Raw genomic sequence first — 23679 nt, forward strand, 5'->3', positions numbered from 1 at the left:
CCCCTGGAGCGTCTCCACATGGCATCAGCATCGTCTAGAGTCATCCGCTCCCCTCCGCGTGCGAACCGAATGAAGCTGCAGCAACTGCGCACCCTGCTCACCGTCCAGGAGACCGGCAGCCTGCAGGAGGCTTCGCGGGTCCTGCACGTCACCCAGCCGGCGCTGAGCCGGGCGATCAAGGAACTGGAAGCCGAGCTGGGGGTGATGCTGCTGGTGCGCAGCAACCGCGGCGTGACCCTGACCGCCTACGGCGAGCGCCTGCTGGTGCATGCGCGGCATGCGCTGGAAGACCTGCGCCGCGCACGCCAGGACATCGAGGAGATGAAGGGCCAGGCCAATCGCGACATCGCGATCGGGGTGACCTCGGCCACCGCTGCGCTACCGCCGGTGCGCGGGGCGATCAGCGCGTTCCTGGCCGCGCACGGACGTACCCGCCTGCACGTGCGCGAACTGCGTCCGGCGCAGATCCTGGCGGCGCTGCGCGAAGGCGCGCTCGATTTCGGCCTGATCTCGCAGTTGCCGGCGCAGCCCTCACCGCTGCAATGGGAACTGATCTGCCGGCTGCCGACCCAGATCCTGGCCGGCGTCCGGCATCCGCTGCGCAACGCGCGCAGCCTGCACGAGCTGCATGGCGCGCACTGGCAGACCGCCGACGACCCGGAAGACCCCAACTCGGTGTTCTACCAGTTGTTCCAGCAGAACGGCCTGCCGCTGCCGGAGCGCATCACCGAATGCTCCTCGCTGCTGCTGAGCAGCCACCTGCTGACCGAGAGCGACACCATCGCGCTGCTGGCGCGGATGAGCTACGAACCAGGCGTACTGCCCAGCCTGGCGATCAATGAGCACCTGCAGGCGATCGAGATCGCCGAACCGGTGCCCGATGCCTACGTCGCGATGGTCTGCGTCGACCACGCGCTGCTGACCGGCAATGCCGCGCGTTTGTTCGAGCTGTTGCACACGGCGCTGATCAAGCGGTACCCCCGATTTGGGTGATTCGGGATTGGGGATTGGGGATTCGTAAAAACGAAAACCCCCGCCAAACCCGCTTTTGCGAATCCCCAATCCCGAATCCCGCCCACGCCTACAGCGTGGGCTTCCCTTCGCTCTTATAGACCTTGCCGCCCTTCATCACGAACTGCACCTGCTGCAGTTGCTTGATGTCAGCCAGCGGGTCGCCCGGCACCGCGATGATGTCGGCGTAGCGGCCCGCCTGCAGCGTGCCGATGTCGGCGCTCGCGCCGATCAGCTCGGCGTTGTTGCGGGTGCCGATCACGATCGCGTCCATCGGCTTCACGCCGGCGTTCTCGACCATGTACTGGAACTCGCGGGTGTCGCTGCCGAACGGCGCCAGCCCGCCGAAGTTGTCGCTGCCGGCGCCGAGCTTCACGCCGGCCTTGTAGGCGGCGGCGACGTTGTGGTCGAGCACCGGCGTCACCGCCATGGTCTTTTCGGCCACGCCCGGCGGAAGCTTTTCCGGGTGCGCCTTGGCGATCGCGTAGATGTCGTGGCCGACGGTCTGGGTGCCGACCATGAAGGTGCCGTGCTGCTTCATCAACGCATAGGTCTGCGCGTCGGCGAAGGTGCCGTGCTCGATCGAGTCCACGCCCAGCCGCACCGCGTTCTCGATCGCCTGCTTGCCGTGTGCGTGCGCGGCCACCTTCATGCCCAGCGCATGCGCGGTGTCGACCACCGCCTTGATCTCGGCATCGCTCATCAACTGCGCGTTGGGATCGTCGCCCTCGCTGGCGACGCCGCCGCTCGGCGCGATCTTGATCAGGTCGGCGCCCTGCTGGTGCATCCAGCGCACCGCGCGCACGGCCGAATCGGGACCATCGACGACACCGTTCTTCCAGTCGCCCGGATGATCGCCCCATTCCGCCGACATGCCGTTGCTCGGATCCATATGCCCGCCAGTCGGGCCGAGTGCCTGCCCCGACACCCACAGGCGCGGGCCGGGGATGGTGCCCTTGGCAATCGCGCGCTTGAGCGCGACCACCACGGTGACGTCGGCAGCGGCCACATCACGTACCGAGGTGACGCCGGCCAGCAGGGTCAGCCGCGCGTTCTCCACCGACTGCAGCGCGGTCGCCGCGGCGGTGGTGCGCTGTGGTGGATCCAGGTTGGAGGAGGTGATGTGCAGGTGCGCGTCGATCAGGCCGGGCAGCACCGTGCCGTTCGGCAATTCGATCACCTGCGCGCCGGGCACCTCGACATAGCCATCCTGGATCGACTGGATGCGCTGGTCGTGGATCACGATCGAGACCTTCTCGCGCGGTGCCGCGCCGGTGCCGTCGATCAAGCGCCCGGCGTGGATCACCACATCGCCGGCCCAGGCCGGCGAGGCCAGCAGCGCCAGGCAGGTCGCCAGCACGCGGCGACGGGGATGGTAGGACTTGGTCTTCATCAGCATCCTCAGAAGTTGTATTGCAGGTCCACGCCGATGGTGCGCGGGGTCAGGCTATAGGCCATGCCCTGCGGATAGAAGGCGGTGTTGTAGTTGGCGGTGACCACGGCGAAGCGGTCGAACAGGTTGTTCGCATACAGATAGGCGCTCCAGCGTCCATCGGTCGTCTCCACGCCCACGCGTGCGTTCACCGTGGTGTAGTCGCCGAAGCGTGCGCGCGCCGGATCGGTCGGGCGGAAGGTCGAATAGGCCTCGCTGACGTAGCTGCTGTCCAGCCGCGCCATGCCGTCCAACGTGCTGCTCAGCGACCAGCGCCAGCTGCCGTAGAGGCTGGCGGTCAGGCGCGGGATGTACGGGATGCGATCACCCTTGCGACCCAGCGTGCTGGTCACCTGCAAATCGTTGTTGATCTGATCGGCGACCAGCTTGGCGTCGATGTAGTTGGCGGTGGCGCCCAGCTCCAACCCCGCCAGCGGCCGGTAGGTCAGCTCCCACTCGCTGCCGCGCATGCGCGCCTGGCCGGCGTTGGTGAGAAAGCCGTAGGAGCCATTGGCGGTCACGCCGGTGATCTGCATGTCCTTCCAGTCGATCTGGTACAGCGCCGCGTTCAGACGCAGGCTGTCGTCCAGCCAGCTGGTCTTGGCGCCCAGCTCGTAGTTCCACAGGCTGTCGCTGCGGTACGCAGTAAGCGCCTCGCTCAACCCGATCACCTGATTGGCGCCGCCCGGACGCATGCCGTCGGCGACGGTGGCGTAGAACATCAGCCCCTTGCTGGCGTGATAGGCGAGGTTGAGCTTCTTCAGCCAGCCGCTCTCGTCGGCCTTGACCGAGGACAGGCTGCGCAGCGGCGCGCCGATCAACGCCATCGGGATGTCGATGTAGCCGGTCACCAGCTTGTCGTAGCGGTAGTAGCGCAGGCCCAGCGTCGCATCGAACTTGTCGGTGGCATGCCAGGTGGTTTCGCCGAACACCGCCTGCTGCTTGAGCTGATCGTAGATGTGTCGACGCATGACCAGCTGGTACGGCGTGAGCGCCTCGCCGGTGGCCGCATTGGCGCGTGCGATCTCGCTGAACAGGCCGTTGCGGCGGTTCTCGGCGAACACGCCGGTGGTCCAGTCCAGCACCTCGTTGCCATTGGACGCCAACCGCCACTCGTTGGACCAGTTGCGGGTGGTGCCCGAATACAGCAGCACCGCCGGGCTGAGGCTCTGCAGATAACTGCGGTAAGCCGGCAGCGCCGCCGCGTACAACTCGAACAGCTGGGTGGTATCGATGCTGTAGAGCGAGGTGCGATCGAAATACGAGCTGACGCCGGTCAGCGTGGCCCAGCCCAGATCCCAGTTGAGGGTGACGTTGGAGATGTGGGTGTGGTCCTCGTACGGCGCCAGCGTGCGCGCGACCGAGGCGTAGCGCACGCCCGAGCGGGGCGACCAGAACGCCGGGCCGGCTTCGGTGTTGCTGCTGGAGAAGCTCGCATCGATGGTCAGATCGTCGGTCGGCTTGTAACGCAGCATCAGCCGGCCGCCTTCGCGATCGGCATCGTTGACGTTGTCCTTGCCGAGGTAGGTGTTGTCGATGTAACCGCCGCTGTGGCCCTTGTAGAGCACCGCGCGCACGCCCAGCACGTCCTTGATCAGCGGCAGGTTGAGCATGAGATGGGTGTTCCAGGACGGATCGCCGCCCTCGGTCACCGCGTAGCCGGTCTGGACCTTGCCGGCGAAGCTGTCCAGCCACGGCTTCTCGAAGATCACCCGCACCGAACCGCCCATCGAACTGGAGCCATACAGCGTGCCTTGCGGGCCGCGCAGCGCTTCGATCCGCTCGACGTCGAACAGGTCCAGCTCCGGGCTGCGCCCGCCGGCATCGTTGGTGGTCCCCATCGTGCCGCTGACCGGGGTTTCGTCGTAATACAGGCTGGTGGTGGCCTCGCCGGTCGAGTAGATGCCGCGCATCGACAGGCGCGAGGCACCCGGCCCGTTGTCCTGCACGCTCAGGCCGGGCACCAGCCGGGCGTAGTCCTTCACGTCGACCGCACCGGTGTCCTTCAGCGTTTCAGCGGTGATCGCGGTCACCGCCAGCGGTGTGTCCTGCACGCTGGTGGCGCGCTTGGTCGCGGTGATGGTGATGGTGTCCAGGGTGATGCCCGCACTTTGTGGCTGCGCGCCGTCAGCGGATGGCGCCTCCTGCGCGGCGGCGACAACGGGCAGCAGCCCAAGCGCGGTACACAACGCCAGGCGGGTAGGACGGAGCAGACAACGCGAACGATGACGGGCCAGCATGGGAATTCCTCGCACAGGTAGGGGGCGGCGGGGACAGCGCGGACAATAGGGGATCCCGCCAATTCACCGGCGATGAAAGAACGATCGAAGATTTTCCCCGTGGCATCGCGGCACTTGGACATCCGCGACGATATGTCCAGCCCGAGCATGCCCCGCAAGTCCAGTGTCAGCCAATGCAGATTTTCTGATTGGCATGACTTCTGGTTATCACCAGATTTGCCTGTTAAGTCGGCGTGAAGAGGCTTAAATGGCCCCAGACCGTGGTCATGACCGGGAAGAGCGCTGAAGACCCCGCCCGATCCAGGCATCACCATCAGATTTTTTAATCACGGCCGCCGAATAACCTGACATACCGGGCCCGCCTGTGCGGGTGCGATCGCGAGCGCTATGCTGCCCGCCCGCCCCCTCCGCATTCACCGATGAAACCGCTTCGCCTGTCGCTGGCCCTGCTCACGTTCGCCCTGCTGGGCGCCTGCGCGCACGACGCGCCGCGACCGGCCGCCGCCACTCCGCCGCCGCAGATACAGAACACCAAGCCGGTGAAGATCGGCATCGCCCTCGGCGGCGGCGCCGCCAAGGGCTTCGCCCACATCGGCGTGATCAAGATGCTGGAAGCCAACGGCTTTGCCCCGGCGGTGGTATCCGGCACCAGCGCCGGCAGCGTGGTCGGCGCGCTCTACGCCAGCGGCATGGACGCCTTCCAGATGCAGGAAAAGGCCGTGGCGCTGGACCAGACCAGCATCCGCGACGTGCGCCTGTTCTCCGGCGGTCTGGTGCAGGGCCAGAAGCTGCAGGACTACGTCAACCAGCAGGTCGGCGGTAAATCGATCGAGAAGCTCGCCAAGCCGTTCGCCGTCGTCGCCACGCGCCTGGAGGACGGCGAGCGCACCGTATTCGTGCGTGGCAACACCGGTCAGGCGGTGCGCGCATCGAGCAGCATTCCCGGCGTGTTCGAGCCGGTGACGATCGGCCAGTACCACTACGTCGACGGCGGCGTGGTCAGCCCGGTACCGGTGGACGCCGCGCGCCAACTAGGCGCCGAGTTCGTCATCGCCGTGGACATCTCCAGCAAGGCCAACGGCAAGAATCCCGGCGACCTGCTGGGCACGGTCAACCGCTCGATCGCGATCATGGGCCAACGCCTGGGCGAAGCCGAACTCAAGCGCGCCGACATCGTGATCCGCCCGAAGGTACTCGACATCGGCGCCGCCGACTTCACCCAACGCAACGCTGCGATCCTGGAAGGCGAACGCGCCACGATGGCCGCCATGCCACAGATCCGCGCCGCGATCGCACAACTGCAGTCCCAGCGCACCGACGCAGCACGCACCGCCGCCCAACAGGCCGCCGAAGCCGCGTATCGCGACTGCCTGGAAAACCGCTCAAGGCTGAGCAAGCTGATGCGCCGCGATGGTGATTGCGCAGTGGCGCCCGGCAACTGAAGAACGCAACGACCGCAGCAGACTGCGGTTGATCTTGCTGTTGCTGTTGCTGTTGCTGTTGCTGTTGCTGTTGCTCGTGATTTTGCTTTTTCTTTTGACTTCCCGGGGCCCCCATCCGCAGCGACGGAGCCAGCGGGAAAAACCCGAAGGGCGACGCACATGGATGTGCGTCGTTTTCTGCCGCGGCATGGATGCCGCGTCAGAAAATCCCGCTGGCGGAGTGAACCCGCAGCGCAGCGAAGGGCGCGAGGACTGGGGCGTGTTTCTTTGGGTTACGTTTCTTTGCACGAGCAAAGAAAGGTGACTCGCTCCGAAGGAGCGAAAGCCTTGGCTGTTGCCTTTGCCTTTGCTGTCACAGCAACTTCAAACCTAAGAAGCAACGTCCATGGATCTCCGCTCTCGCGGGGATGACGGTAGAGAGATGGCAGAGGACGGCAGATAGATGGAGCGGAAGTCACTGGGTCCCCGCCTTCGCGGGGACGACGGTAGTGAGATTACGGAGAAGCAGCCCGCAGCCGCCAAAAGCGCTACCCCGAAGCCAACCTCCGCACCTCCCGATGCCGCCACCCACGCCGACTAACCCAGGCACCGAGCAACAACACCGACAACCCACTCCACCCCAGCATCCGCGACACGAACACCAGCGACAACGCAGCCACCGCCAGAAACAACCAGAACGCCGGGCGGGCCTCCCAGAATCCCGGTCCACTGGCAAAGAACACCCCACTCACGCGGTACTCCGCCGCAGGCTTATCCATACCCACATCCATCTTGACGCCCCCGTCCTTGGTCCAAGCCGATACACCGCCCTGTCCCGGGCGCGCGGCGGCAAGTCTAGGCCGATCACGACGCACACTCCATCCCCGCGCAGCATCGATGCGCGGCGACACAGCGACAAACCAGCTAACCCAGATGCGACAACGCCAGCGCGACCGGCTCTTTCACCGTGCGCAGCACGAAGCTGGAATTGACGTCGGCTACCCCGGTCGCATTGAGCAGACGATCCAGCAGCAGACGCGAGAAATGCTCCAGATCCTGCACCTGCACTTGCAGCAGGTAGTCCATGTCACCGGTCAGCGCCCAGCACGCGACCACCTCGTCCCAACCACGCACGCCTTCGGCGAAACGCTCGATGTCGGCCTGGCCGTGCTGCTTGAGTTGCACGCGCACGAACGCCTGCAAGCCCAACCCCAGCGCGCGCGCATCCAATCGCGCGCCGTAACCGGCGATGATCCCGGCCGCCTCCAGTCGCTGGGTGCGACGCAGGCAGGCCGAGGGCGACAGGTTGATCTGCGCGGCCAGGTCGGCGTTGCTGGTGCGGCCCTGTGTCTGCAGCAGGGCCAGCAGGCGAAGATCGGTGCGGTCGAGCGGGATCGAGGCGGCCATGTGTTGCGCTGCAAAACCAATGGACGCAACAAGATTGCGCTCAATACGGCTATCCACGCAACTTTCGCAAGCCTGTTGCGGCGCTGCTCCGCTATCGTGCAGGACACCTGTTTCATTCCCTGGAGCCCGCGATGAACGCCGTTCCCCGCCGTGTCGAGAACCAGCTCACCGACAAGGGCTACGTGCCGGTCTATGCCACCGCCGTGGTCGAGCAACCGTGGGAGAGCTACTCGGCCGACGACCATCGCACCTGGGGCACGCTCTACGCGCGCCAGCGCGAGCTGCTGATCGGCCGCGCCTGCGACGAGTTCCTGCGCGCACAGGACGAGATGGGCATGGATGCGCGCACGATCCCGCGCTTCGACCAGCTCAACGAGGTGCTGGGTGCGGCCACCGGCTGGACGCTGGTCGGTGTCGAGGGCCTGCTGCCGGAACTGGATTTCTTCGAGCACCTGGCCAACCGCCGCTTCCCGGTGACCTGGTGGATCCGTCGCCCGGACCAGATCGACTACATCGCCGAACCGGACCTGTTCCACGATCTGTTCGGCCACGTACCGCTGCTGATGAACCCGGTATTCGCCGACTACATGCAGGCCTACGGCCGCGGCGGCGTGAAGGCGCACGGCATCGGCCCGGAGGCACTGCAGAACCTCACCCGGTTGTACTGGTACACGGTGGAGTTCGGCTTGATCAACACGCCGGACGGGCTGCGCATCTATGGCGCAGGCATTGTGTCGTCGAAGGGTGAATCGCTGTACTCACTGGAATCGTCCGCGCCCAACCGCATCGGTTTCGGCCTGGAACGGATCATGCGCACGCGCTACCGCATCGACAGTTACCAGAAGACCTATTTCGTGATCGATGGCTTCGAGCAGTTGATGCAGGCGACTGCGCCGGACTTCACGCCGATCTATGCAGGCCTGCGTGAAGCGCCGACGCATGGCGCGGGTGATGTGCTTGCTGACGATCGCGTGTTCCAGCGGGGCAGTGGTGAAGGTTGGAGTGATGGTGGGGACGTGTGAGTCTCGATAGCGCGATCGCCTGACACCCTTTTTTTCTACCCGTCATTCCCGCAAAAGCGGGAATGACGTTTCTGGGAGTTTCGAACCCTCGCTTCCTCCCGCACGCACTTTCTCGCGCCCCTTTCGCGCCATTTCCCATGGTGCAAAGCATCATCAAAAATCCATATAACTGGTACCGAATATTTCATTGGCGTTGCATAGCTGTGTCGCCTAGTCTCATTTCTTGCCGGCGGCTGTCATGCCGCCGGTCATCCACGTCGGCTTGCGGCGAATCATCGCCACCACCACGCGGGTGTTGTGGGAGGCGCCCATGTGGCGTCAAAGATAATGAGACATCGTCATTGCACGACCCGGCCGATTGCGCCGGCAAACACCATCTGACACCAGCGGAGCCATGCCCTGCGGCGATAGCGCGTGGGTACGGCGGCCGCTGACCAATATCCATCGGTAACTTTGTCCTGGGAGGGAACAAACGATGCCGTCGCAGCATAAGCGTCGTCCGCAACGTCGGTCGGCACGTCATGATTTTGTCCGCGAACTGCCGGTCTCCATGCTGGCCCTGGCTCTGCTCGCCTGTTTCAGCGCGCAGGCACAGGAGCAGACCGCGAGCCCATCGCCGTCTGCCGCAAACACCCAGTCCAGCACGGACTCCACCACCACGCTCGACAGCATCGTGGTCACCGGCCAGCGCGCGGCGCTGGACAAGGCCGTATCGGTCAAGCAACTGGACGATCACGTGGTCGAGGTGATCTCGGCCGACAACATGGGCCAGATGCCCAACGTGACCGTCGCCGAGGCACTGGCGCGCCTGCCGGGTGTCACCGCCACGCTCGACCGCGGCAACGCCAGCCTGGCGAGCGTGCGCGGCCTCGGCCCGCGCATGACGATGGGCACGGTCAACGGCCGCGAGATCGCCTCGTCCGAGCCGGACCGCGCGGTGCGCTGGGAGGTGTTCCCGACCGAGATCGTCTCCACCGTCAAGGTCTACAAGACACCGTCGGCCGATCTGATCGCGGGCGGCATCGCCGCCACCGTGGACATCTCCACGATCGCCCCGCTGGATTACACCGGCCCGCAATTCGTCGGCACCGCCGGACCGGTGTTCTACGACCAGGGCAAGGACGTGGACGGCTACAGCCCGTGGGGCAGCCGCCTCGGCGCCAGCTGGGTGCACAAGTTCAACGACAACCTCGCCATCGCGCTCGGCGCCACCTACCAGAAGCAGAAGAACGCCAATGCGCTGATGGGCAGCTGGGGCTACACCGACGACGCCAGCGCGATGGACGTGGACGGCGACGGCGTCAAGGACTACACCCCCTGGGGCGCGGCCGATCAGCTCAAGCTGATCGACCAGACCCGCACCGGCGCGACCGCCACGCTGCAGTGGCGCAGCGGCAACTTCGAGCTGAAGGCCGACGCACTGTATTCGAAGGTACGCATCGACGAAGACCAGATGCAGACCTGGTACCGCAACTGGGACTACAGCATCTGGTCTTGGTGGAACCCGTACGCCCAACCCGGCTCGTCCGTGCACATGATCGACCACAACGTGGTTGGCGGCACCATGATCAATTCCGAGTGGGGCACCCCGCTGGAAATGGATCAGGTGATTGCCAAGTACAACGAGGTCAAGACGCTGGTGGCCGGCGGCCTCAACGGCAAGTGGACCGGCGATGTGTGGACCGTCGATGCCGATCTGTCGATCTCGCAGGCCAAGCGCACCAACAGTTGGCGCTCGGTCGTGTTCGGCCTGAACCCGGACAGCATCTCCTGGGACTTCGCGCCCGGCCACGCACCGTGGATCTCGGCCAGCTCGTCCGCGCCGACCTGGGGCGTTTCCGGCAGCGACGAGCCGCAGTCGCTGCGCGATCGCATCGGCGCCGTCGCCCTCAACGCCAGCCGCCAGCTGGATGGCACCATCAACCGCATCGAGTTCGGCGTGCGCGCCTCCGACCGGGTCAAGCAGAACCGTCATTACCTGGCCAACTACGCCGACTATGACCAGCCGATCTCTGCCTACGACGGGCTGTACCACGAAGTGAACATCCCCGGTCTGAACGTACCGGCGGCGTACGCGGGCAACCTCAACGCCATCGCCGACCAGGCCTTCGGCGGCTTCGATCCGTCGGCGCTGACCGAACAGATGCTCGATCACTGGAAGGTCCACGAGAAGGTGCAGGAAGCCTTCGCCAAGGCCAACTTCAGCAGCAACTGGTTCGGCATCGACGTCACCGGCAACGCCGGCGTGCGCCTGGTCAACACCCGTACCACCAGCACCGGCTACGACACGCTCGACGGCACCAGCTACTCGCCCAGCCAGACCAGCAACCACTACACCGACGTGCTGCCGAGCGCGACGCTGAACTTCCTGCTTGCCGAAGACAAGATCCTGCGCCTGTCGGCCGCCAAGGTCGTCGCGCGTCCGCCCCTGGACGAACTGCGCACCGGCCGCTATCTGGACAATCCGGCCACGGTCAGCGGCCAGCTCACCGGCAGCGGCGGCAACCCCAAGCTGGACCCGTTCCGTGCCAAGCAGCTCGACCTGTCCTACGAGTGGTACTTCCGCAAGGAAGCACTGGCCGCACTGGCGGTCTATCGCAAGTGGGTGGATTCGAGCATCGGCTACAAGACCGCGCACGAAACCATCAATGGCTATGACTACCTGATCAGCGGCCCGTTCAACGGCGGCGGCGGCCACATCAACGGCGTGGAACTGACCTTCCAGACTCCGTTCTGGTTCATCCCGCACATGGAGAACTTCGGCATCTATTCGAATTTCTCCTACGTCGACTCCGACCTCAAGGAGTTCTCGCCGGCCAACAATCCGCTGCCGCTGAGCGGCCTGGCCCGCAAGACCGGCACCGCCGATCTCTGGTACAGCAACGGCAAGGTGGAAGCGCGCGTGGGCTACAGCTACCACAGCCCCTACACCACGGTGTACGGCTGGAACGCGGCGAGCCTGGTCCGCCTGGACAGCATGGGCACCTGGGATGCGAGCGTGGGCTGGCAGATCACCGACCATTGGGGCGTGAAGCTGCAGGTCAGCAACCTCACCAACGAGTCCATGCGCGCCTATACCGACAACCTGCCTTACCGGCTGGCGAACATGGACGATGGCGGTTACCAGTTGTTCGGACGGCGGTTTGCGCTCGAAGCGACGTTCAAATTCTGAACGTCGCTGTGCAAGGAGGAATACCTGTGGCAACCACGATGAAAGGATGGCCGCGCGCCATCCTGCTGGCAGCGGCGCTGGTCGCCCTGCCGGCCTGGGCCGGCGAGGCCGCCCATCCGCTGTACCTGGGCGCGGATCTGTCCTACGTCAACGAGATGGAAGACTGCGGCGTGCGTTATCGCGAGCAAGGCGTGGAGAAGGATCCGTTCGTGATCTTCAAGGAACACGGCACGAACCTGGTGCGGGTGCGGCTGTGGAACGATGCGCGCTGGACTAATTACAGCGATCTGTCCGACGTCAAGAAAACCATCCGTCGCGCACGCGAGCAGGGCATGCAGGTGCTGCTCGACTTCCACTATTCCGACGATTGGGCCGACGGCGAAAAGCAGCTCATTCCCAAGGCCTGGGCCGAGATCAAGGACGTCGATGACCTGGCACGCACGCTCTACAACTTCACCTACGACACCTTGGCGGCGCTGGATCGATCGGGGCTGATGCCGGAGCTGGTGCAGGTCGGCAACGAAACCAATCCGGAGATGATGGATTACAAAGCGTGGGACAAGAAGAGTCCGATCAACTGGACGCGCAACGCCAAACTGTTCAATGCCGGCATCCAGGCGGTACGCGATGCCGGTGCGCATTCCAAGATCAAGCCCAAGGTGATGCTGCACATCGCCCAGCCGGAGTATGTCGAGCCCTGGTTCGCCGATGCGGCCAAGGCCGGCGTCACCGACTTCGACATGATCGGCATCAGCTATTACCGAAAGTGGTCGAAGTGGTCGATGGCGGAGCTGGGCGCGACCATCAAGCGCCTGCGCGGACGCTACAAAGCCGACGTGATGGTGGTGGAAACCGCCTATCCGTGGACGCTCGCATCCGGTGACGAATCGCACAACCTGCTGGGCGAGGATTCGCTGATCGCCGGTTATCCGGCCACGCCGGACGGCCAGCTGCGTTACATGGTCGATCTGACCCAGCTGGTCGTGGACAACGGCGGCAACGGTGTCGTGTACTGGGAACCGGCCTGGACCAGCAACACCTGCAAGACGCGCTGGGGCGTGGGTTCTTCGTGGGAGAACGCCAGCTTCTTCGATTTCCAGCATGGCAATGAGCTGCTGCCCGGCATCGATTTCGCGCGGCATGACTATGGTTGGGACAAGCGGCACTGATCGTGCTGTGTAGATGATCTTGTGGGAGGGACTCTGGGTGGCCTAGGGCTACCCGGAGTCCCTCCCACAGAAGCTTCCCGGCTCCGGCAGCTCAATTACTTCAGGGAACTCTTTCCCACCAAACGCAAACAGCGCCAAAGGAAAACTCCATGACAGAACTGAACCGCCGCGAATTGCTGCGCGCCATGTTGGCCAGTGGCGTAGGCGCATCCATCCCGGCGGTCGGCCTCGGCCTGGCGTTGCCCGCTGCTGCCGCCACGTCGCCCGCACGCATGCCGACCAGCGTCGGAACCGCCACCAGCGCCAGCGTGCGCGAGCGGCTGTTGTTCGACTTCGGTTGGCGCTTCCACCTCGGGCATGCCAACGATCCGGCGCGTGACTTCAACTTCGGCACGTTCCAGTACACCTACGCCAAGGCCGGCGCCAAGACCGCCGATGCAGCGATGCTGGATTTCGACGACAGCGGCTGGCGATCGCTGGATCTGCCACATGACTGGGCGGTGGAGCTGCCATTCCAGCCCGATCCGGCCTCGGCGGGCATCAAAGGCGAAGATCCGGCCGCCGCGCACGGCTACAAGCCGCTGGGCCGCACCTTCCCGGAGACCAGCATCGGCTGGTATCGGCGCACCTTCGAGATCGCCGAGTCCGATCTGGGCAAGCGCATCACTCTGGAGTTCGACGGCGTGTTCCGCGACTGCGTGGTGTTCTGCAACGGTCACATCGTCGCGCATCACGCCAGTGGCTACACCGGCTTCGAAGTCGATCTGAGCGACGTGCTCGACTACGGCGCGCGCAACGTCATCGCGGTACGCGTGGACGCCACCCTCGGCGAAGGCTGGTTCTACGAAGGCGCCGGCATCTATCGCCATGTCTGGCTGCGCCGCACCGATCCGCTGCACGTGCCCAGCCACGGCGTGTTCGTGCGCAGCGAGATCCATGACGGCCGCGCGATCGCACAGGTCTTCAGCGAAGTGCGCAACGACGGCACCGAGGCGATCGAATGCACGGTGGTCACGCGCGCGATTGCTCCTGACGGCCACGAAATCATTCGTCAGGCCGCACAACCCCTCGTGGTGCGGCCCGGTGAGACCGGCCACGTAGAACAGGCGATCGTGCTGGGCACGCCTGCGCTATGGTCACTCGAAACCCCGCAACGCTACCGGATGGTCACCGAACTGCATGCAGGCGATGTCTGCCGCGATGCGGTCGACACCCATTTCGGCGTACGCAGCATCGCCTTCGATCCCAAGCGCGGCTTCCTGCTCAACGGCGAGACGGTCAAGCTGCACGGCACCTGCAACCACCAGGACCATGCCGGCGTCGGCACCGCGATCCCCGATCGTCTGAACGAATGGCGCATCGAACAGCTCAAGTCGATGGGCTGCAACGCGTATCGCAGCGCCCACAATCCGGCCACGCCGGAGCTGCTGGAAATCTGCGACCGGCTGGGCATGCTGGTGATCGACGAAACCCGGCGCATGTCCTCCGATGCCGAAGCGCTGCACGAGCTGGAAGCGATGATCCGGCGTGGTCGCAACCATCCGTGTGTGGTGCTGTGGTCGCTGGGCAACGAAGAACCGCAGATGGTCACCGCGCGCGGCGCGCGCATCGTCGGCAGCATGAAGCACCTGGCACACCGGCTCGACCCGACCCGGCTCAGCACCTTCGCGATGGACAAGGGCTGGGACCAGGGCGTCGGCAAAGTCGTGGACGTGGTCGGTTTCAACTACCGCACCAACCAGATGGATGAATTCCACATGCGTTTTCCGGATATCCCGGTCTACGGCAGCGAGACTGCCAGCGCGGTGTCGGTGCGCGGCGAATACCTCAATGACGACACGCGCGGTTACACCAGCGCCTACGACGGCAACTACCCGTGGTGGGCATCCTCGTCGGAATCGTGGTGGGCATTCGTGGCCGAGCGGCCGTGGGTAGCCGGTGGCTTCATCTGGACCGGTTTCGACTATCGCGGCGAACCCACGCCGTACAACCGCTGGCCCAATGTCGCCTCGCAGTTCGGCGTACTCGATACCTGCGGATTCCCCAAGGACAACTACTGGTACTACCGCGCACAGTGGACGCGCGAACCGGTGCTGCACCTGTTCCCACACTGGAACTGGGACGGCCTGCTGCCCGAGGTCGCCAACGGCCTGGTCGACGTGTGGTGCCACAGCAACCTCGACGCGGTGGAACTGTTCGTCAACGGCGTCAGCCAGGGCCAACAACAGGTGCCGCGACACGGCCACGTCGAATGGCGGGTGCGCTATGCACCCGGTGAGATCGAAGCACGTGGCTATCGCGACGGTCGTGTCGTGCTGACCGAAATCCGGCAGACCGCCGGGCCGGCTGCCGGCATCCGCCTGCGTACCGATCGCCCGGCGCTATCGGCCGATGCCGAGGATGTGAGCGTGGTGGCGGTGGAGATCGTCGACGCACAGGGCCGCGTCGTGCCGACTGCGGACAACGCCGTGCGCTTCGCGGTGCAAGGCCCCGGACACCTGCTCGGCGTCGGCAACGGCAATCCGACCAGTCACGAGGCCGACAAGGCTGACACTCGCCAGGCCTTCAACGGCCTGTGCATGGCCATCGTCCAGGCCAGCCGCGACACCGGCACGCTCACGTTGCAGGCCACCTCGCCGGGATTGAAGCCGGCGACGTTGCGAATTCCGGTGCAAGCCACGCGTGCGCGGCCTTTCGTGGTTTGAAAGCCTGAGCAAGCTCGAAATCGTCATTCCCGCGAAAGCGGGAGAAGCTTTTCAGCAGCCGAATGGCTGATCATCCAAGGACGTTAGCTCCCTTGAGCAACAACGTCCTTGGATTCCCGCTTTCGCGGGAATGACGAAGAAAAACCAAAACGAGCGTCCAAAACAACGAGGCCCGCGATTGCGGGCCTCGTTGTTTCATCCGTGGATCAAGCCACCTCAGTTGAAAGCATTCATCGCCTGAGTGAACTGGCCGCTGGCATTGACCGCACCCATCGTATAGCCCTGCCAGCCCGGATATCCCTGCGGCTCCCAGTAGAAAACGCCGAGACCATTCGAGCCGAGCGCCTTGTTCTTGGCGATCAGATCGACCAGCATCGAGTAGGACGTGCTGGCCTGCTGCCAGTCCATGCCCACTTCGCTCACCATCACCGGCTTGCCGTAGCGCGACACCATGTCCTGCATGTTCGTATTGATTTGGCTGTTGCTCGTCTGCCACGAACTCGCGGCCGGATAGTGCGACATGCCGACCACGTCCCACTTGCCGCCGGCGGCCTTGAACGCGTCGAAGAACCAGCGGAAAACCGCATTGTCATAACCGTTGGCCAGGTGCACGATCACCGGCGCGTTCGGGTACACCGCCTTGGTCGCGTTGTAGCCGCTGTTGATGAGATTGGCGATCGTGCTGAAGTTGTTGACCTTGCCGTCCGGCCACAGCAGGCCGCTGTTGATCTCGTTGCCCACCTGCACCCAGCTCACGGTGATGCCGTTGGACTTGAGGTAGTTCAGGATGCCGTAGGTGTGCGTGTACACGTCGTTGACCAGCGTCGAGCCGGCGTGACTGGTCCACGCCGCCGGCTTGGTCTGCTGGCCCGGATCGGCCCAGGAGTCGCTGTAGTGGAAGTCGATCATGATGCGCATGCCTTGCGCCGCCGCACGCTTGGCCTTGTAGAGCGTGTCCGCGCCATCGCACCAGCCGCCGGACGGATTCACCCACACACGCAGACGCACCGCATTGATGCCACTGTTCTTCAACAGCGTGAAAGCATCGGTCTGCACGCCCGACGCATTGCGGAACACATAACCGCTCGACTCTTCCTGGCTTATCCAGCTCACGTCCGCGCCCTTGGCGAACTGAGCCATCGCCGAGCCGGCCTGGAATACCAACGGCAACGCCAACAACCAGGCAACCTTGATCATCTTCGAAAAACGCATGAGAAATCCCTCCCCAGATTGGTTTTGAACACGGCATCGATCGGGCCGGTCCGGATACGCCGCTGCGCGGCGCAGGGCCGGCGGCCTGCACGATGGATTTCACGGATCGTTCGTTTGGTACATACACGTGGTACATACAGTCGCGACTGCGCGAAGCCTCCACTCGCGCAGTACTTCCATGCACAAAAACCTGCCGCCTCCCAATGCGCTTCTCATCCGGTCAGGGATCCTGCCGGGGCGGAATACGGCGCGCACGCGCCGTCATGTCCATCGCTACGAGGCGAGAGTAGGAACGCCCTTCGAGCCGCACAAATGAATTGTTGGGTCAGAGCTATGTGGTGTGGAAATACCCAGCTGTATGCAGGTCTTCATGCCGGGGAGTGAAGCTGCGACGCAGCAAAAATTCACGGCATGGTCGATACCGATCAAGCGGCTTCTGCATCGATGAAAAACGAAAATTCCATGGCGCGTGCCGGGTCGCTGGCAGCATAAAGCGGAGCCGGTTACACCGCTCCGTCAAGAACCCGCTTGAGGATGAGCGCGCTGTTGTGTCGCTCATCCCTGGACGCGTAGAGCAGCGTCACATGTCCCTGGCGCACAAGCGCCTGCAACTCCGCCAACTCCGGGCTGCCTTCGAGTTCGGCGCGGTACTTCGCCTGGAACTCGTCCCACTTATCGAGCTCGTGCCCGAACCATGTGCGCAGTGCGGGGGACGGTGCAATGTCCTTCAACCACAGATCGATCCCGGCGGCCTCTTTGGTCATCCCGCGCGGCCAGAGGCGCTCGACGAAAACGCGCTTGCCGTCGCTCGCGGCCGCCGGTTCGTAGACACGTTTGAGGGAAACCGTCATTGGGTCGTCGCTGGCTTGAATCCTTCAGGGAACACCGTATCGGCGTCGCGAATGATGTCGCTCATATCCGCCTCAAATATTCTTTCACACAGCATTTTGGCCCCACGAACATCAGCGCCCTTGAAGCTCGAAAATCCAATATCAGCCCCGCTCAGATCAGCCCCCCTTAGATCAGCGCCATCCAGAACGGCCCCTACCAAGATAGAGTCCCGAAGATCGGAACTTCTCAAATCGGCGCGTACAAGCAGGGCGTTCATCAAACGAGCCTGTCGTAGATCACAAGCTTGCATGTCTGCACCATCGAATAGCGCGTTACGAAGGTCTGCGCCCACAAACTTGGTCCCTGCGAGCCTCTGGTTCGCAAATAAGGCTCGATGAAGCTCCATACCACTCAGGTCTGCAAACTCCAGGCTATCAATGCTTAAGTTGATTTGCTCTCCCGTTTCGAACGTTATTTTTATCATTGGCTTCCAGAATCCGTTGGATCAATTTTTACGGTGATGGTAATCCACCTGCGCGTGGTCTGACTCAGGCCCAGCGTGTCGCATTCTTGGGAAACCCAGGACGCTGTATCCGGACCACGCAGAAACGCTGCCCGGTGGGTGCCTGCATGACGGTCCACCGTTCCATCCGGTTGACAACGGTAGCGCCCAGTTTTTCCAGGCGAGCCACCTCGGCGGGAATGTCATCGGTTTCGATGTCTATGTGAACCCTGCTCTCGTGATCGACACGTTGGATCTGGACGACGGGCTCGTCTTGCGGTGTTTCGAGCATCCGGTAATTGCCGCGAGTGCCCGGATGATCCGGGTCCACGGGGCGGCCGAGCGCTTCCGCCCAGAAGTTGGCGGCCTGGTCGATATCCGCGGTGTTGCAGTCGATGAGCAGTGCGCAAAGTCGGGAATGGTGCATGACATCTCTCGCCGATTGACGGAATGGAGGCGACGTCCAGGTCAGACGGGCCTGGAACAATCGGGCATCACCATACGCCAGGCTTCGGCGACTTGCCTTGCTGGTCTTGAACTAGTCCGTGGAACGGACACCGAAACGGATACCAGCGTGCCTGAAAACCCAGTGGTTCCTTTGCCACTACGAGCTCACGAACCACCCGACTCAGCCGACAAGAGCAACATTCACCACGCTTTCAACGGCCTGTACGTGGTGCAATCGCCCGGGCCACCAGCGATCACCTTACGAGCAACGTTGCTCGGCCTGAAAGCCGCGGTGCTGCGGATTCCGAACAGGTTTGGGGCACGGCCTTACATGGCGTAGGGCCGTTGGCGACCCCTGTAAAGGCTAGGGCCTCAGATCACTAATGCATCGAAAAGCTCGCTCGCACGAGTGCGATCAAGTGGTTGCGTGAGTAGTGGGTTGGCAAGTTCGTGCAGCACATCCTCCATCTTCTCTTGTACCACTCCCTTAATAGCCACATCTTCTCGCATCTCTATCAAGTTCGCCCACTTCTCTACTTCCGCAGCGGTAAGCTTCCCTTCCAAAAAGCGCTCCAGAACCAAACGCAGATGCTGAGGTCTGAGTTCAATACCATCCCCTTCATAATCCCAGTTGAATTCAGCAAGCTCATTCTCAATATCTTTCAGCGGGCGTGCCATAACAAGCAAATCAGAAACGACCAATAAGCGCGCCTCGTATTTTTCGATCATGGATTATACTCCGCCCCCGTAATTTTATCCTTTACATTTACTATATTCCCCGCGGGATCATAGGTCGTTTTTGTATACTGAAGGGTGTTACCTGTTGAGTCGATTTGCTTTTCGTAAACAGCAGACGAACCGGGAACCCGCCCAGCTGAGGTACCTTGAGCCGCAACACCTCCATTCGGCAGCTCCTTTAACGTTACAGTCTCCTTGGCATTGGCAGGCAATTTTGAAGCAAATCGTTCGACATTCTTTGTCTGTTCCGCGGTAAGCTCGATTCCACCTTTGATAGCAGCTCCAGCCTCACCAGCAAGCTTACCCACAGGAATGACGGAAGCCGCCTCAAAAACGGCACCCAACTTCTCTCCAGTGGACGAGCCCCCCAAACCCTTGTCTGCAATCTGGCTGATGTTCTCTGCGCCGAAAGTTTTCCACGTTGCGCCAGCAAATGCCCATCCATATGTTGCTAGGCCATTGCCGCTTGACGCTGCAGCCATAGCATTGGCTTCAATCATTTCACCAACACTGTCTCTCCCGTCCGGGTCTGTGAAGCGATAAGGATTATTTTTGGCATAACAGTAGCGGCAGAAATTGGTTGTCGGCTTCTCGTAAGCCGTGACCGGATCGACACTCAGCATTTTGCCAATAGCAGCATCGTAGTAGCGCTGTTGCATATAGACGAGCCCTGTCGCCGCGTCCTGAACATGGCCCGTATATCCAGGACCATCCTGAATTGCAGGCGACAGCTGGCTTCCGTATGGCTCGTATTCCCGGCGCTCGATTACGCCCCCATTAGCATCGGTCACAGCGACAATTGAACCAAGCGCATCCGTGTGAATATATTCCACCGTTTGCGCCACCGCATCACCCGTCAAACCCAGCGCCAAGACTGAAATAAAAATACGAAATAACCCGCGCATTTCACTGCCCCCTAATCACCTATCAGACGATCGTGATCTTAAAGGGAATTCCGCGCGGGTACATAGGCCATCGCTCAGCGGAGAACGGATACGCCAATAGAGTGGCCTACGCTTTTTCACCTGCCTGCCGCGGCGTACACGTGCTGTTCGAAGGAAGCGGGCGACTTCGTCCAAGCAACGGACACCGACATGCGGAGGAATTCCCGAGAACTGCCCTGTCAATGAAAGCCCGCGAATCGGCTTGGTCAGGGGGAAATGCGGCTGAGTACCGTGATCCGGTACGTGCCCTCGCTACAACCCCTCTCCCGATGGAAGAGGGGTCCACATCTGCGCTCGATCAGCGCGCCAGCCAGCCACCGTCGACCGGGATGATCGCGCCGTTGATGTAATCGGCAGCCGACGAGGCCAGGAATACCGCCGCACCGCCGAGGTCGCTCGGGTTGCCCCAGCGGCCAGCCGGGATGCGGTCGAGGATCGCCTTGCTGCGGTCTTCGTCGGCACGCAGCTGCGCGGTGTTGTCGGTGGCCATGTAGCCCGGTGCGATCGCGTTGATGTTCACGCCCTTGCCGGCCCACTCGTTGGCGAGCAGGCGGGTGATACCGGCGATGCCGCTCTTGCTGGCGGTGTACGACGGCACGCGGACGCCGCCCTGGAACGACAGCATCGAGGCGATGTTGATGATCTTGCCGCTGCCCTGGGCGATGAAGTGGCGACCCACCGCCTGGCTCATGAAGAAGGCCGACTTGATGTTGACGTTCATCACGTCATCCCAGTCCTTCTCGCTGAAATCCACTGCGTCTGCACGACGGATCAGGCCGGCGTTGTTGACCAGGATGTCGAGGCGGCCAAGGCCGGCGAGCGTCTCGTCAAGCACGCGCTGCACCGGCTCGACGGTGATCAGGTTGGCCTCGATGTTGAGGAAGCGGCGGCCCAGCGCCTTGACCTTCTCCTCGGTCTCGGTGGCGTGGACGATCCCGGCACCGGCGATGTCCGCGCCAGCCGCGGCCAGTGCCAATGCGATGCCCTGGCCCAGGCCGGTGTTGGCGCCGGTGACCAGCGCGACCTTGCCTTCCAGGCTGAATGGGTTGTTTGCCATGCGAATTCCCTCGATTGACGCAGATGGTGTCGTAGCGCCGGGCGTACCCGGCGGCTTGCCTGTCGAAGCGGTGCAAAGAGGCAGCGGAGCAAGCTCCGCTCTACGGCGGTTACTTGAGCTGGCAGATGTCCAGCACGTGCATGTCGGTGTAGTCCAGGTTCTCGCCGCCCATCGCCCAGATGAAGGCGTAGTTGGAGGTGCCGGCGCCCATGTGGATCGACCACGGTGGCGAGACCACGGCTTCGTCGTTCTTGATGACGATGTGGCGCTGCGCTTCCGGCTCGCCCATGAAGTGATAGACGCGATCGTTCTGGCCGAGATCGAAGTAGAAATAGACCTCGCTGCGGCGATCGTGCAGATGCGGCGGCATGGTGTTCCAGACGCTGCCCGGCTTGAGCACGGTCAGGCCCAGCAGCAGCTGCGAGGACTGGCAGGTAGCCGGCACGATGTACTGGTAGATGGTGCGCTCGTTGCTGGTCTCCAGCGCGCCGCGATCCAGCGCGACCGCGTCCTTGATCGACAGCTGCTTGGTCTCGAAGCGCGCGTGCGCCGGGGTCGAGGCCAGGTAGAACTTGGCGGGATTGGCGGCGTCGGCGGAAGCAAACACCACCTCGGTGCTGCCCATCGCCACGTACAGGCCGTCCTTCGGCCCCAGCGTGTAGACAGTGCCGTCCACGGTCACGCTGCCGGTACCGGCACCGACGTTGATCACGCCCAGCTCGCGGCGCTCCAGGAACGGATGACCGGCAGCGGACGCCGGCTCGGTCTGCTTGGGCAGCGCCAGCGGCGCGGTGGTCGGCGCGGCACCACCGAGCACGAAGCGCTCGTAGTGGGTGTACTTGAGGACGACCTGGCCATCGGCGAACAGCCCATCGAGCAGATACAGATCGCGCAGCTCGTCGTTGCTGGCGCCCTTGATGGCGTCGGGATGGGTGGCGTAATGGGTCTTGCAGTACAGGGACATCGGGCTCTCCGGTGGGCGGGGCGAAGACGCGTCCCGCGGGGGTCGGAGGGGATTCTAATGGGTTTTGGAAACCGGTGTCATTTTGCGGTGCAAGGTGGGGCGAAATGGTGATGGCTGTGCTGAGGCTCAGTGCCGGAAGAAGGGTGAACTGGCGCGCTTTTGCATGTCATTCCCGCGAAAGCGGGAGAAGCTTTTCGGCAGCCGAATGGCTGATCATCCATGGACGTCAAGGCACTGAAAAACAACGTCCCTGGATTCCCGCTTTCGCGGGAATGACGTGCGTTGTTTGGACCTTTCCTGGCTTGGCAATACCTTCGCAACCACCAGCTGGAACGCCTTCAATCTTCCGGCGGCTGGCAAGAGTCGCGCACGATCAGATGCGGACGCACGCTGGCAGTCGGCAGCATCGGGGTGCCGTCGGGCTGGATCAGCATCGCCGCGGCGGTGCGGCCGGTGTCGCGGGTGTGGCGGCGCACCGAGGTCAGCGGCGGCCATAGCCGCGAGGCCAGCGAGCTGTCGTCGTAGCCGATCACCGAGAGCTGGCGCGGGATGCTGATGCCGGCGCGCAGAGCGACCTTGTAGATGCCGGCGGCCATTTCGTCGTTACCGGTGAAGATCGCGGTCGGGCGCTGCTTGCTGCCGAGCAGCAATTTCTCGGCCGCGGCCACGCCGGATTCGAAGGTGTAGCCGGCCTCGACCACGCGCTGCGGCGGCAGCTCGATCCCGCGCCGCTGCAGCGCATCGACGAAACCGCCGGTGCGCTCGATCGAGGAGCGGTAGGCACTCGGGCCGGTCACCAGCGCGATGTCGCGATGGCCGAGCGAGAGCAGGTAGTCGGCGGCCTCGGCGGCGCCGTCGCGGTCGTGGGTGATCACCGTCTGCGAGGTGGTGTCCAGCGCCACCGAGGCGATGCGGGTGTAGCGGCAGCCGATCTCGGCGAGCATGTCGGCCAGCGCCTGGTCTTCCGAGGCACGCGGCACCAGGATCACGCCGTGCAGCTTGTGCGCCTGCACGAAGCGGCGCACGCCCTCGATGTAGCCGGGGCTGCGGGTGTCGCACGGATGCACCACCAGCTCGAAGCTGGAGCCGCGCAGCGCGTCGAGCGCGCCGTACTGCATGTCGACGATGTACTGCGCGGTGGGGTTGTCGTACACCATGCCGATCAGGAACGAGCGGCGGAACGCCAGCCCGCGCGCAAGCGGGTCGGGCGCGTAGCCGACCTCGCGCATCAGCGCTTCGACCTTCTCACGGGTGTCCTGCCGCACCAGCGGCGAGTTGTTGATGATCCGCGAGACGGTCTTCTTCGACACGCCGGACAACCTGGCGATGTCGTTGATGGTCGCCACCTTGCCCTTGGGCAGGCCGGACATGGGCTCTTCGGCTTTCTTGCGCGGCATGGTGGTGG

The 23679-nt window shown here is 63.5% G+C and carries 20 protein-coding genes; 7 read left to right on the top strand and 13 right to left on the bottom strand.

The window, feature by feature from the left end:
- The first annotated feature begins 69 nt into the window (after window positions 1-69).
- A complete protein-coding gene (locus AC3WJE_RS12565) occupies window positions 70-993 on the top strand; it encodes a LysR family transcriptional regulator (protein ID WP_493731144.1) in 924 nt (307 codons plus the stop codon).
- An 88-nt stretch (window positions 994-1081) separates the two neighbouring features.
- Here AC3WJE_RS12565 and AC3WJE_RS12570 read toward each other — a convergent pair whose 3' ends face one another.
- A complete protein-coding gene (locus AC3WJE_RS12570) occupies window positions 1082-2404 on the bottom strand; it encodes a metal-dependent hydrolase family protein (protein ID WP_493731145.1) in 1323 nt (440 codons plus the stop codon).
- An 8-nt stretch (window positions 2405-2412) separates the two neighbouring features.
- A complete protein-coding gene (locus tag AC3WJE_RS12575; protein ID WP_493731146.1) occupies window positions 2413-4683 on the bottom strand; it encodes a TonB-dependent receptor in 2271 nt (756 codons plus the stop codon).
- Between the two features lie 419 nt (window positions 4684-5102).
- Here AC3WJE_RS12575 and AC3WJE_RS12580 point away from each other — a divergent pair, with 419 nt between their 5' ends.
- Window positions 5103-6125, top strand: coding sequence for a patatin-like phospholipase family protein (locus AC3WJE_RS12580; protein WP_493731147.1), 1023 nt, complete (start codon window positions 5103-5105; stop codon window positions 6123-6125).
- Entirely contained in the window at window positions 6094-6429 is a 336-nt protein-coding gene (locus AC3WJE_RS12585; RefSeq protein WP_493731148.1) for a hypothetical protein, read from the top strand. Before AC3WJE_RS12580 ends, AC3WJE_RS12585 begins: the two co-directional genes overlap by 32 nt.
- A gap of 223 nt (window positions 6430-6652) precedes the next feature.
- Here the strand turns inward: AC3WJE_RS12585 and AC3WJE_RS12590 are convergent, their stop codons facing one another.
- A complete protein-coding gene (locus AC3WJE_RS12590; protein ID WP_493731149.1) occupies window positions 6653-6883 on the bottom strand; it encodes a hypothetical protein in 231 nt (76 codons plus the stop codon).
- Window positions 6884-7028: 145 nt separating this feature from the next.
- Window positions 7029-7511 (bottom strand): Lrp/AsnC family transcriptional regulator, encoded by a 483-nt coding sequence (locus AC3WJE_RS12595; protein WP_493731150.1) that lies wholly within the window; start codon window positions 7509-7511, stop codon window positions 7029-7031.
- Window positions 7512-7642: 131 nt separating this feature from the next.
- Here AC3WJE_RS12595 and phhA point away from each other — a divergent pair, with 131 nt between their 5' ends.
- The 4 genes from phhA to galA all read left to right on the top strand — a co-directional run bounded on the left by phhA (window position 7643) and on the right by galA (window position 15579).
- Window positions 7643-8533: a phenylalanine 4-monooxygenase gene (gene phhA / locus AC3WJE_RS12600; RefSeq protein WP_493731151.1), complete on the top strand. Its 891-nt coding sequence runs from the start codon at window positions 7643-7645 to the stop codon at window positions 8531-8533.
- Window positions 8534-9008: 475 nt separating this feature from the next.
- Window positions 9009-11705, top strand: a complete 2697-nt coding sequence (locus AC3WJE_RS12605; protein ID WP_493731152.1) for a TonB-dependent receptor — start codon at window positions 9009-9011, stop codon at window positions 11703-11705.
- Between the two features lie 38 nt (window positions 11706-11743).
- Window positions 11744-12874, top strand: a complete 1131-nt coding sequence (locus AC3WJE_RS12610) for a glycoside hydrolase family 53 protein (RefSeq protein ID WP_493731153.1) — start codon at window positions 11744-11746, stop codon at window positions 12872-12874.
- 149 nt (window positions 12875-13023) lie between these two features.
- Complete coding sequence (gene galA / locus AC3WJE_RS12615) at window positions 13024-15579, top strand: beta-galactosidase GalA (protein ID WP_493731154.1); 2556 nt, start codon at window positions 13024-13026, stop codon at window positions 15577-15579.
- Window positions 15580-15795: 216 nt separating this feature from the next.
- Here galA and AC3WJE_RS12620 read toward each other — a convergent pair whose 3' ends face one another.
- From AC3WJE_RS12620 to AC3WJE_RS12660, 9 genes are all read right to left on the bottom strand, one after another.
- On the bottom strand, window positions 15796-16791 hold the full coding sequence (locus tag AC3WJE_RS12620; protein WP_493731155.1) for a glycoside hydrolase family 53 protein: 996 nt from the start codon (window positions 16789-16791) through the stop codon (window positions 15796-15798).
- A 503-nt stretch (window positions 16792-17294) separates the two neighbouring features.
- Window positions 17295-17642 carry a DUF488 domain-containing protein gene (locus AC3WJE_RS12625; RefSeq protein WP_493731156.1) on the bottom strand — a complete coding sequence of 116 codons (348 nt, stop codon included), beginning with the start codon at window positions 17640-17642 and terminating at the stop codon, window positions 17295-17297.
- Entirely contained in the window at window positions 17639-18106 is a 468-nt protein-coding gene (locus tag AC3WJE_RS12630) for a pentapeptide repeat-containing protein (RefSeq protein ID WP_493731157.1), read from the bottom strand. The genes AC3WJE_RS12625 and AC3WJE_RS12630 overlap by 4 nt, the downstream gene beginning before the upstream one ends.
- Window positions 18107-18170: 64 nt before the next feature.
- Window positions 18171-18551, bottom strand: a complete 381-nt coding sequence (locus AC3WJE_RS12635) for a VOC family protein (RefSeq protein ID WP_493731158.1) — start codon at window positions 18549-18551, stop codon at window positions 18171-18173.
- 392 nt (window positions 18552-18943) lie between these two features.
- Window positions 18944-19300 (bottom strand): hypothetical protein, encoded by a 357-nt coding sequence (locus tag AC3WJE_RS12640; protein ID WP_493731159.1) that lies wholly within the window; start codon window positions 19298-19300, stop codon window positions 18944-18946.
- Complete coding sequence (locus tag AC3WJE_RS12645) at window positions 19297-20214, bottom strand: RHS repeat domain-containing protein (protein WP_493731160.1); 918 nt, start codon at window positions 20212-20214, stop codon at window positions 19297-19299. Before AC3WJE_RS12645 ends, AC3WJE_RS12640 begins: the two co-directional genes overlap by 4 nt.
- 337 nt (window positions 20215-20551) lie before the next feature.
- On the bottom strand, window positions 20552-21310 hold the full coding sequence (gene kduD / locus AC3WJE_RS12650; RefSeq protein ID WP_493731161.1) for a 2-dehydro-3-deoxy-D-gluconate 5-dehydrogenase KduD: 759 nt from the start codon (window positions 21308-21310) through the stop codon (window positions 20552-20554).
- Window positions 21311-21419: 109 nt separating this feature from the next.
- On the bottom strand, window positions 21420-22274 hold the full coding sequence (gene kduI, locus AC3WJE_RS12655) for a 5-dehydro-4-deoxy-D-glucuronate isomerase (protein WP_493731162.1): 855 nt from the start codon (window positions 22272-22274) through the stop codon (window positions 21420-21422).
- 338 nt (window positions 22275-22612) lie between these two features.
- On the bottom strand, window positions 22613-23671 hold the full coding sequence (locus tag AC3WJE_RS12660) for a LacI family DNA-binding transcriptional regulator (protein ID WP_493731163.1): 1059 nt from the start codon (window positions 23669-23671) through the stop codon (window positions 22613-22615).
- Window positions 23672-23679: the final 8 nt, after the last annotated feature.

The organism is Pseudomonas sp. GW821-FHT07E12 (genome assembly GCF_058986605.1).